1 pseudogene is annotated in these 11,915 nt (G+C 70.3%); it reads right to left on the bottom strand.

The features are described 5' to 3' along the window. Nucleotides 1-11,915 (bottom strand): annotated as a pseudogene (locus ACAM49_RS34490) (hypothetical protein); the annotation flags it as partial.

Raw genomic sequence — 11,915 nt, 5'->3', positions numbered from 1 at the left:
GATGAGGACCTGGGAGAAGTCGTCGTCGATGTCGTAGGTGGGTTTGAAGCGCCAGGTGGCGTCTTCGGGGGGTAGGCCGGTGCGCCATTCCATGATCAGGCCGTCGCCGTGGGCGAAGGTTTCGGCTACGGAGCGGTTGCGGGTCCAGGAGGTGGCGTCGCTCTGGCTGCCGAGGTGGGAGGTGTGGCCGGCGTAGTCGAGGTCGAGGTCGCCGCGGGCGGAGACGATGCCTTGCAGGCCTTCGAGGTAGGCCGGGCTGACCGTGCCGTCGGGGAGCAGGCGGGGGACGCCGCGGTAGAGCGGGGTGGCGTCGGGGCCGGAGGGCAGGTTGCCCTCGAACATGACGGCGCCGTTGACCTCGGTGGGCGGCGTATTCGCCTCGGCGGCAGCGGATCCGGTGACCGGCTCGGGGGCGAGTGGGGGCTCCAGATCGTGGAGATGGATGGTGCCGTCGAAGTCCAGGACAATGAGCCGCGCCGCGAGCCGGAGGTCGTTGGCGATCATGTGATTCACGTTCGCTTCGCCCAGGACCGCGATCGGGTCGCGGAGCGGGGAGACGACGAGAACGATGTTCCGGTCGTGCACCATCCCGACTCCGGGGCCGCGAACCTCGGCCCCGACGGTACGCAGGATGTCGTTGATCGCCTCGTCCTGCACGGAGATATGCAGGCGCTCCGCCTCCGTCCGCGCTGCCACGGCCTCCCCGGGAAGCGTCTCGATCCTCATGAGCAGCGCACTCGCCGCCCGTTCGGCCTGCTCGGCGGCACGCACGCGGGCCATGGCCTCGCCGGCGGGCAACCCGGGCGGCGGATCCGTGAGTTCATGCTGACGCTGAATCTCCGCTTGTGCCAAGGGCCGCAACAGTTCACGCAATTGCTGGGCGGTACGCCCGGCCGGTTCCACGCCCAGGCTCCGGGCGATCTCGTTCAGGTCGGCCAGCGCCTGGTCACGTCGTTCGATCGCGGCGCGCGCCCGAGCCAACTGCTCGTCGGCCCACGCCGCCAACCTCGGATCCGACCAGGTGTGCAGGGTTTCCGGACCGACTACCCAGTCGCTACCGGACCGTTCGCCCGCACCCGGCTCGGGCGCGGTGTTCGGCTCCTCCGAATGTTGCTGCGCCGCACCGTTTTCCTGCTGTGCGGAGCCCTGCTGCTCGCCTGATTCGGGCTGCTTGGCGGTCGCGGCCGGGTCGGTGCCGGGTTTGGTGGGGCCCGGGCGCGCCGGGTTGCCGCCGGTGGGATCGGTGGGCGGGGCGCTGGGTCCGGGAGGCTTCGGCGGGCCGCCGGGTTCGCCGTCGCCGGGCTCGATGGCACGGACCGGGTCGGGGTAGTGGTTGTCGACCCAGTGCGCGACGGCTTCGGCGGTGTGGAAGGCATCGGCGGCGGAGCGCAGGCGGTCGAAGGCACGGACGGTGTCGGGAAGGTTGCCTCCCGCGCGGCCGAGCAGGTCGTTGATGGTGTCGTGCAGGCGATCCGGGGCCAGTTCGGCTTCGGTGACGTCCAGGCCGGTGACGCGGCGGAGTTCCTCGATGGCCGCGGTCAGGTTGTCGTGTGCCGCGTCTCGGGCGCGGTGTGCGGCCGTCTGGGGCGTATCGGCGGCCGCGGCGAGTTCGCGAGCCGCTCGCTGCTCGGACACCTCCGCCGCGCGGGCCGCGGCGGCCTCGGCGTCGGTCTGGGCGGCCTCGGCCTTGGCCAGGAACTCTTCGGCCTGCCGGTATCGGTGCACGGCGTCGCGCAGCGGTACTAGATCATCGGTCCAGATATCGTTCCAGGACAACGGCATTCGGGAAAGGCGGTCGACCTGGTCGAGTGCGTGGTCGATGCCGCCGGGGGCGGCCGGGTCGGTGGCGACCAGGGCCGCCAGATCCGCGCGGGCGGCCTCGACTTCCCGGCGCCAGGCATCCACGGGCGTCTCACCGGGCTCGGCACCGGCTTCAATGCCGCGGCCCAGCTCGGCTTCCAGATCGCGCACGCGGGCCTGCGCCCGATCGAATTCGCCTGCCGCCGACGACAGATCAGCAATGCGCTGCTCATTGCCCGGCAGCTCACCGCCCTCGGCGCGATTGCGGTTGGCGAGGTAATCCTCGGTACCGGGCAGGTTTTCGGGCGTCAGGTCGCTGTCACCCAGCGGGCGGTAGGTCTCGTCGCCGTCGCGCTCGCGCCACATCCGGCCCTTGGCGTAGTCCAATCCCTCCTCGGCCACCTGCAGTTCGTGCCGGGCCCCGGCCAGCTCCGCACCCACCGTGCGCGGATCACGCGGGGGCGCTTCGGGTTCCGGCGGATGGGTGAGCTCGTGGTGCGCGGCCGCCAGCCGTTCGAGCAGATCGATATCCGCCTTGCGGGCCTGGATCTCGGCGCGCAGGTCGTCGACCGCCTTGGAGAACTCCTTGGGGCTGAGCCGCTCGTGCTTCTCGATCTTGCCGTCGCGGTATGCCTCGTACACCTCGATACCGCGGGCCTTGCGCAGCACCCGCACCACTTCCGAAACCTGTTCGGAGCTCAGCAGTTTCCGGGTGTCGGTCACGCTGTCGCGGTAGACCCGATACGCGGCATCCTGGTTGCCCGCGGTGTCGGTCAGGGTGCGCAGCACCTCGCGCAGCTGGTTCGGGCTCATCCGATCGTGCAGGCCGCTCAGGCGGTCCTGGTAGAGCTGGACGGTCTTGTCGATATTGGAGGGGTCCACGCCCAGCAGGCGTCGCCAGACCTCACCGGCCTGGATCAGCTCGTCGGCCCCGGGCGGCTCGCCGACGTACTCGCCGTAGAGCGAATTCAGCAGGTCGCGACCCTTCGAATCATGCACGGGCAGTTCGCCGTCCACCGCACGCGGATCCGTGCTCGGGTCGTAGCGCAGCCCATCACGATGGGGGTCGAGGGCGGCGATCGCCTCGATGTAGTCGGTCAGCGCATCGATGGCATGTGCCCGGCGCTCGTCCGGCCGGAAGATCATGTTCTCGAAGGCGTCGGCGATGGCGTCCGGCACCGTGGACTTGCGGTCCGGTTCGAACCCGATGAGCTCGACCTTGTCGGCGTCCTTGACGCCCTTGGGAGCGTGCAGGTTCTCGCGATCGGCGTCGAGCAGGCGGGCCAGCCGATCGCGGGCGGCCAGCACGGCCGTCTCGTGCCCGTTCTTGCGCAGCACATCCGCGTAGGCGATGAGGTCGGCGAACGCCTGCCGCCGCCGCTCCCCCATCCGGAAACGCTGGTCGCCGAACGCTTCCGCCACCGCGCGCGGCGACAACTGTTCCGGATCCAGGCCGAGCCGGTTGGCGAGATTGCCCAGCGCGCGGTCCAGATCGTAGAAGGTGTCGATGGCATCCGAGGTGCGGATGTAATCGGCCATGCCTTCCAGCTGCGCGGCCCGCAGCGCGAGTTCCTGCCGCATGGTCTCGATGGTGCGGCCCAGGTTCTCGCCGAGGTCCAGGGTCGTGTCGAGCGCCAGGCGGCGCGCCACCGTATTGCGTTCGGTCCGCAGGGTATCCGGATCGCTCGGTATCGCCGGTTCGTGCACGGTGACCGGCTCCGGGGTGGGCTGCACGAGCCGCGGTCCCCGCCCGTCCTCACGCATCAGCGCGACCGGCACCTGGTGGCCGTCCACGTCCACATCGTGGAAGCGCACACTGGGCGTGGTCTTCTCGACCACCTGCACATCGCCCTGTTCGTTCAGGCCGATGGTGCGGTAATCGATTTGCAGCTCACCGTGATTCAGCATTCGCCGCACGTCCGGGTGCGCGGCGAGCGCGTCCACCAGGTGGCTGTCGTGCGCGTCGTCGCCACGAATCACCACGAGGCGTTCGGGGCCGCCGTTCTCGCCCGGCAGCAGCGCCAAACCGTGCTCCCGGTCGAGCACGACGCCGCCGTTGGCATCGGCCCATTCCCGGGCCGCGAGGTCGGAGACCTCGTGCACGCGCTCGCGGAGCTCACCGTCCACGCCGAGGAAATACTCTGCGGCAGCGGCGAATTCGAGTATCCTGGCGCGCTCGTCCCGAATACCCATGCGCAGGTCGGAGATGACGTGGTCCAGATCCGCCCGCGTCCCGATGCGATCGAGGGGGACCTCGAGCAGCTGCGCCCAGTTCGAGCGTTCGTCCTGCATCTCGTCGCGAAGCAGCGCCCGCTCGAACAGCAAGCCCTCGCGGGTGTCGAGCAGCTCCCCGTCGATATCGTCCAGGTGCGGCACCCATTCGCCGCCATTGTTGACGCCCCCGAACTCGAGCACGGACGGCTTGGGTTCGCGCGCAAGGTATTCCAACGGCGGATCATCGTGCCCGACGCCCGCCGCCTCGCGACGGTCGTGCGCCTTCCGCTCCTCCTGTTCCAGGGACTGCGCGTGCGCGAACTCGCGCAGGAACCGGCCCATCGGATCCTTGTCGAAGACGCTGATCTCGCGGCTGAACGGAATAGCCGCGTCCTCGACCAGCCAACGCTGCCCGACATCGCGTAGCGCCTCGACCGCACCGCCGCGCCGCATGAGGCGGGCCCGCGCCTCCTCGACGGCGTTGCGCACGCTCTCCGGATCATCGGCGGCGAGCGGGATGCGGTACTCGCGCGCAATGCGGACCAGATCCGCCAGCGCGGCGTCGCGGGCGTCGGCGGCGTCCACCAGCGGCTGCGGCACCTCCGCGCCCAGCCCGTGCGGTTCCGGCTCGACCCGCACCGGATCGATCGGCTCATGCTGCGGCGCGGGCAGTTCCGATTCGATCGTCATCCCCGCCAGGCGCAGCGATTCCTCGACCTCGGCGCGCAGACGCGGATCGGCCTCGGTGATGTGCGGACGGTATTCACCCCCGTCGGCGGTGCGCATGGGGACCTGAACCGGGGAGATGTCGGCCATCCGGCGGGTCAGCAGCCTCATCAGCGGCATGCGCTCGCGATCCTGCCAGAACCCGAGGAGCTCCTTGGCGACGCGGATCGGATTGAACTGGCCCTTGATGTGCTCGAGCACATAGTTGTGGATGGCGTAGCCGAATTCGGCGGCCGTCATGGCCTGCGCGAAGCCATCCCAGCGCGAACCGGACGGATATTTCGGCGACTGGCCGTGATAGCCCTTGTCGAGTTGGCGCAGCAGGTTGTCGATCCAGCTCGGCGCCGGCTTCGCGGCGGGGCGCAGCGGGCCCGGTTCGGGGCGCGGCACCAGCTCGACACGCTTGGTGCCGTCGGCGGATTCGACGATGCGGGCGTGCACGCGCTCGCCGCCGGTTTCCAGGACCACGTGCCCAGCGGCGGGGTCGTGCAGGGCGGCCACCATGAGGTCGGCGACATCCAGTGCGCGGCGCAGGGTTTCGGCACGGGCCGCGGCCAGCACGGCGTCGCGCTGCTCGGCTGTGGTGTGGGCGGGGTCCAGGGCGGATTCGGGGATGCCGAGCAGTCGCGCCCACTCGTCGCGCACGCGGGCCAGATGCTCGCGTTCGGGACCGGTGGCGGCGTCGTGAGCGCTGAGCACGTGGTCGAGGGCCTCCAGGCCGCCGACGCGCAGCATGTTTCGGAACTGCATGTCGCCCACGAGTTCCGGCAGGTTCCGGCGGCGCAGATCCTCCTCCGACAGGCCGAACTCTCCGGCGAGGCGCTCGCGTAGTTCGTCGAGGGTGAAGACGCGGGATTCGGCGCTGTCCGGGTCGTGCGGGCGCTGCTGCCAAGTCTCCAGCGGGCGTTCACGGACCGGCTCGCTGCCGTCGGGATGGACTGCGCTCGAGGGCAATTCACGGGGCTGGGCAGCAGGGTCGAGAGCCCGGGTCGTCTCCCCCGCATCGAGCTCGGCGAGACGACGATCCAGACCGGTTTCGCGCAGATGCGCTTCAATGGCGGCGAGCTGGGCCGGGTCGGCCTCGGTGCGCCAATACTCCTCGGAGCCGTACAGCTCCTCCGGAGTCAACGGCCGATAGTCCTCGGCCTCGCGCATGGGCGGCGGAGCGGACTGGTCCGGATCGCCGAAGAAGCCACGCGCCTTTGCCATTTCGGCCATCTCGCGGATATGGGCGAGCGGATCGTTGAGGTGCGCCGCAGCCGTCTCGAGGCCGAGTGCGTCCATCAATCGCGAGGTGAACAACACCGCGTTGACCTCGCGGCCCGGCGTCAGCGGATCGTTGACTGCCTCCCGCAGGAACCGCGCCGCCGCCTGCAATGCGGGCGAATCCGCCACCGGATCCACCGGCAGCCCTTCCTCTTCCACCCGCGGCAACTCGAGCGTCGCGCTCTCACCCGGCCGGGTCAGCTCAACGGTCGGATCCTCGCTACCCGGCGGCTTGGCCTCCTCGCTGCCCCGCTCCATCTGGACCGTCGGATCGTCATTACCCGCGAACGTCTGCTCGTTCTCGCCGCGCGACAAATCGACCGTCGGGTCCTCGTTGCCCTCGAACAAATGCGCCGTCGGCGGGTAATCGGGCCTGGCGGGGAGCGGGGTCGACTCTTGGCCGCCCTCGGGCAGATGTGCCGTCGGCGGGTAGTCCGGCTTGGCGGGGATCGAGTGCTGGTTGCCGGGCTCTTCCGGGTCGGGATTCGCTGGGGCGGAAGAGTTTCGGTCCGGGGGCTCCTTCCCGCCACCTGAGGCTCCCGCGCCCGAGGCGGGAGGGGGCGCACCGGTCGGCGGGGTCGCGGCGAGGTCATCGTGACGGGTGTCCAGGGTCGACGCGATGTCGGGGTCGCCGGATTCGTTGTGCGTCACGGCATTCGAATGCGAGCCGTCCTCGCCACCCTCGTGGCCTTCGCCCTCCGGCTTGCGCGCAGCCGTTGACGGATCGGAGTTGGGGTTGGTCGGACCCTGCGGCCGGGTGGGGGCGCCGGACGGGCCCGAGTCACCGGGGTCTTCGCCTTCGCGGTTGGTCGGACCCTCGCCCTCGCGGTTAGTGAGTCCGTCGCCCTCACGGTTGGCGGGACCGGTCTCCGAGAAGTGGGTGTCGACCCATTCGGCCAGGGCATCGGCTCGATGCAGCGCCTCGGCGGCGGCCTGGAGGCGTTCGAAGGCCCCGACCACCTCGGGTAGGTTGCCACCCGCTTCCGGAAGTAGACGGTTGATGGTGTCCCGCAAGCGATCCGGGGCGAGTTCGACCTCGGTAACATCCAGCCCGGTTGCCCGGCGGAAGTCCTCGATGGTTCGGTTCAGGTGATCGCGTGCGGTTTCGCGGGCGCGTTCCGCGGCCTGGTGCGGGCTGTCGGACGCGGCGGCGGCCTTGGCCTCGCGCAGGCGCTGCTCGGCCTCCCAGCGTGAGACCCGATCCTGCGCCGCGGTGCGGTCGGCTGGGTCGGAATTGGCGAGATCGTCTCGGGCCGTGGCGAGTTCGCGGGCGGCGGTCTGCTCCGGGGTCTCCGCGGCGCGGGCGGCCGCGGCGGCCTCGGCTTCAGCGGCGGCCAGGAATTCGCGGGCCTGCTCGTAGCGGTGGACCGCGTCGCGCAGCGGAATCAGTTCGTCGGTGAACACATCGCCCCACTGCTGGGGCATGCGGGACAGGCGCTCGACGTCCTCGAGCATCCGGTCGAAGCCCTGGCGGGCCAGGTTCGGGTCAGCGGCGAGCAGCGCGTCCAATTCGGCTCGCGCGGTGTCGACTTCACGCTGCCAGGCATCGACCGGCGTCTCGCCGGGGCGCGTGTCGGCCTCGACGGCCCGGCGCATCTCGACCTCGAGGTCGCGCACGCGGGCCTGCGCCTCGTCGAATTCGCCTGCGGCGGTGGAGAGATCGGACAGGCGCTGATCCAGGCCCCGCAGTGTCCCGCCCTCCTCGGCCGGCCGGTTGGCGAGGTAGTCGGTGGTCCCGGCCATATGCGCGGGCGTCAGATCATCCTCGTGCAGCGGGCGGAACCCGGGGCCGCTGTTCTCGCGGTAGACCCGTCCCTGCGCGTGATCGCGCCCCTCGGCCGCGATCTGCAATTCGTGCCGTGCGGCGGCCAGATCCGTGGCGACCGCGCGCGGCTCCCGCGGCGGCCCCTCGGGCGACCGCGGTTTGGTCAGCGCATCGTGTTCGGCCGCCAGCTTCTCCAGCAGCTTGATGTCGGCCTCGCGGGCGGCCACCTCGGCGCGCATGGCGTCGATGGTGTCGGCCAGTTCGGTGGCGCTGCGCCGCTCGTGCTTCTCGATCTTGCCGTCGCGGTAGGCCTCGTACACCTCCGCGTAGCGCGCGTTGCGGACAGCGCGCACCAGGTCCGAGAGCTGTTCCTCGGTAATGATTTTGGTCGGATCGGCGGCGCTCGCGCGGTAGCGCTCGTGGGCGACGGTCAAGTCGCCGGTCTCACGCAGTGTGGTCAGCACATCGGCGAACTGCTTCGGGGTCACCCGGTCGTGCAGTCCGCCGAGCTGCTCGGTGTAGATCTTGGCCGTCTTGGCGAAGTCGTTCATCTGCACGCCGAGCAGGCGCGACCACACGCCCGCCGCGGCCGACGGGTTATCGGAATGCGGTGGCTCACCGATGGATTCGTTCATGTACGCCCGCAGCATGGCCGGTGCGTCGCCGTCGTGGATCGGCAGTTCGCCGTCCACGGCGCGCGGATCGGTCAGCGGGTCGTAGCGCAGGTTCTCCCGGAAGGGATCCAGTTCGCCCAGCAGACTGCCGTATTCGGTGAGGGCGGCCAGCAGTTCGGGTCGCTGCTCGGAATCGTGCAGCAGGTCGTTGATCGCGTCGAGCAGCGCCTTCTTGTCGGTGTTCTTCGAGTCCGGCTCGAACCCGATGATCTCGCCGTCCTGCTTCCGCGCCTTGGCCGGGGACAGGTCGTCGGGCTCCACCTCGAGCCGGGCCGCCAGCTCCTTGCGGGCCGCGAGCACCGCCTTCTCGTCGACGTTCTCGCGCAGCACCTTCGCGTACTTGATGAGGTCGTCGACGGCCTGCAGACGACGCACCTTGCGCACATTCGGATCGGCCATGGCCTCGGCCAGCTTGCGCGGCGTCAGCGTGTCGGGATCCAGGCCGAGGCGGTGGGCCAGCTGCTGGAGGGTGCGATCCAGATCGTGGAAGTTGTCGATGGCGTCCGAGCTGCGGATGAAGTCGGCCATGCCCTCGATCTGGGCGGCGCGCAGGGCATTATCGTGGTGCAGGTCCGCGATGGTGCGGGCCAGATTCTCGCCCAGGTCCATGCGGTAGACCGACAGGCGCGAGGCGACCTCGTTGCGCTCGCGGCGCACCACGTTCGGATCGCGCGGTGCGGCGGGCTCGGCGGGCGGTTCGGTATGCGAGACCGGGGCCGGTTCGGGGGTCGGCTCCACGATGCGCCAGGGCTCGAGTCCGTTGCGCAGCAGGGCGACCGGCGTGCGCTCGCCATTCAGCTCGACCTCGTGGAAACGGAGCTGCGGCGGATCCGCCGGGATGACCTGGACCCGATCCGCGCCGTCCAGCCCCACCACGCGATAGTCCAGGCGGAGCTCGCCGCGGTTGAGCTGGTCCCGGATCTCCGGGTGCGCGGCCAGCGAATCGACCAGGCGCACATCGTGATCCGCCTCGCCGCGAATCACCACCAGCCGTTGCGGCTCGCCCGGCAGCACCGCCAAGCCGTGCTCGGGGTCGAGCATGACGCCGCCCTGATCGTGCACCCAGTCGCGCGCGGACACCTCGGCCAGGTCGGCCGCGTGCTGCCGGGCCGCATTGTCCAGATCGATGAAATGCTTGACGGCCTCGTCGAGTTCGCCGATCCGGCGGCCCTCGTCGCGCGCGTCCATGCGGGCCTCGGCGATGGCGCGCTTCAGGTCCGCCTCGGTGCCGAGCCGGTCCAGGCCGATGTCCAGCAACTGCGCCCAGTTCGAGCGCTCGTCCTGGATCTGGTCGCGCCGCAACGCGTCCTCGAACAGCCGGCCCTCGCGCCGATTCGACAGTTCCTCGTCGCCGTCGGCGAAGTGGCGCGGCCATTCACCGCCGTTATTGACGCCCTGCAGATCCAGGAAGGACACGCGCGGCCGGCGGGGACGGAATTCCAGCGAATCGTCGTCGGGGGCGACGCCCGCCTCCTCGCGGCGGCGCGCGGCCTTGGCCTCCTCGTCGCGAAGCGCCTGGGCGTGGGCGAATTCCTTCAGGTAGCGGCCCAGCGGATCCTTGTCGAAGATGCTGACCTCGCGACTGAACGGGATCTGCGCATCCTCCATCAGCCAGCGTTCGCCGGCGTCGCGCAGCGCCTCGATCGCGCCCGCTCGGCGCATGAGCTTGTAGACGGCCTCGTCCACCACGCGGCGCAGCGTCCGCGGATCGTCGTCGGGGATGCGGATGCCCAGTTCGTCGGCCAGGCGCACCAGATCGCCCAGTGCGGCATCGCGGGTGGTGACCGCGTCGACCAGGGGCTGCGGCAGGTCGGCGCTCCACTCGCGGGGGGCCGGGGCTTCCAGGGCGGGGCCGCGATCGAGCGGCTCGTGTTGCGGCTCCGGCATTTCCGATTCGATCGGCATGTTCGCGCCGCGGAGGGTTTCCTCGATCTCGGCGCGGATTCGCGGATCCGCCTCGGTGACCCACGGGCGGTACTCGCCGCCGTCGCGGGTGCGCATGGGAATGGCGTCCGCGGAGACGTCGGCGACCCGCGCGGTGAGGTGACGCACCAGCGGCAGCCGCTCGCGCTCCTTCCACAGGGTCGCGGACTCCTTGAGGATGCGCGCCGGGTTGAACTTGTCCTTGAGATGCAGCAGCGCCTCATCGTGGGTGAGGTAGCCGATCTCCATGGCCAGCATGGTCTGGCCCTTGGAATCGTTGCCCGAACCGGACGGATACTTCGGCGACTGGCCGTGATAGCCGTGCATCATGCGCCGCCACATGCGCTTCAACCAGCCTGGCCGCTTCTCCGGTTCCTTTGTCTGCGCTGGTGTTTCGCGGGGCAGGTCCGGGCGCTGGACGATCTCCGCGTGCTTGCGGCCGTCGGCGTCCTCGGTGACGCGGATGTGGACGCGCTCGCCATCGGCCTCCAGGACCACGTGGGCGTGGTCCGAGGCCGGGCGGTAGAAGCTCGCGACCATGAGATCGGCGACATCGCTTGCCTGGCGTAGGGTTTCGGCCCGGAGGTCGTCGAGGACGGCGCTGCGCTGCTCGGGGGTCGTGCGGGCCGGATCGAGCAGGGATTCGTCAACCCCGAGCAGGCGGGCCCATTCGTCGCGGGCGCGGGCCGCGCGCACACGGTCCGCGCCGGTCGCGGTGTCGTGCTGGAGTGCCGCATCACGAAGGGCTTCGATTCCGCCCGCGCGCAACAGATTCCGCAGCTGTTGATCACCCGCGAGTCGCGGTAGTTGATCGTCCGGCGTGGTTTCGGGCAGGCCGAGGCGGCGCAGGAGTTCGGTGCGCAACTCCTCGAGGGTGTGGGTGCGCGGCTCACCCGCCGCGGGCGCGTGCGGGCGCTCGCCGAGACCGTGCGCGGGATCCTCGAAAAGACCGTCGGCTCTGGCACTTTCGGCGAGATGCCGGAGCGCGGACAGCGCATCCGGACGCTTGGACAGCGCCTCCACCAGGCCGAGCGCGTCGGTGAGGCGCGCACCGTAGACCTGATCCTCGAGGCTCCGGGGGCGCTCTCCGGCCTCCGCGGCCGAATTGCGCAGATGGTCGACGGCAGCCTGTAAGCCGGGCGACGCCTCGGCCGGATCCGCGGGCGGCTTGGGAGTCTCCTCCTGCCGCGGCATCTCGACAGTCGGCGTCTCGTCCGGATTCGACTGCTCCGGCCGCTTCATTTCGACAGTCGGCGTCTCATCCGGATTCGACTCCGGCGGCCGCTTGACCTCGACGGTGGGGGTTTCCTCTGGGCGGCCACCGGCGAAGTCCCACATGTACTCCGCGCGCAGGGCCGAGAGGCGGGCTTCGGCATCGGCCATGCGGGCTTCGAAGCGTGCGTCGCGCTCGGCGGGGGTGCTGGGCTCGAGCGTGTCGGCGATCTCGTGGAGCCATTGGGCGCGTTTGGCGTCCATGTGGGCGACCCAGTCGGCCTGGATGGCTCGCTGTTCGTTGAACCAGGCGTCGGGGTCGTCCGGGGTGGCGG

The sequence above is a fragment of the Nocardia sp. JMUB6875 genome, assembly GCF_041154655.1.
Lineage (GTDB): Bacteria > Actinomycetota > Actinomycetes > Mycobacteriales > Mycobacteriaceae > Nocardia.
This window is presented reverse-complemented; position numbering and strand designations above follow the sequence as displayed.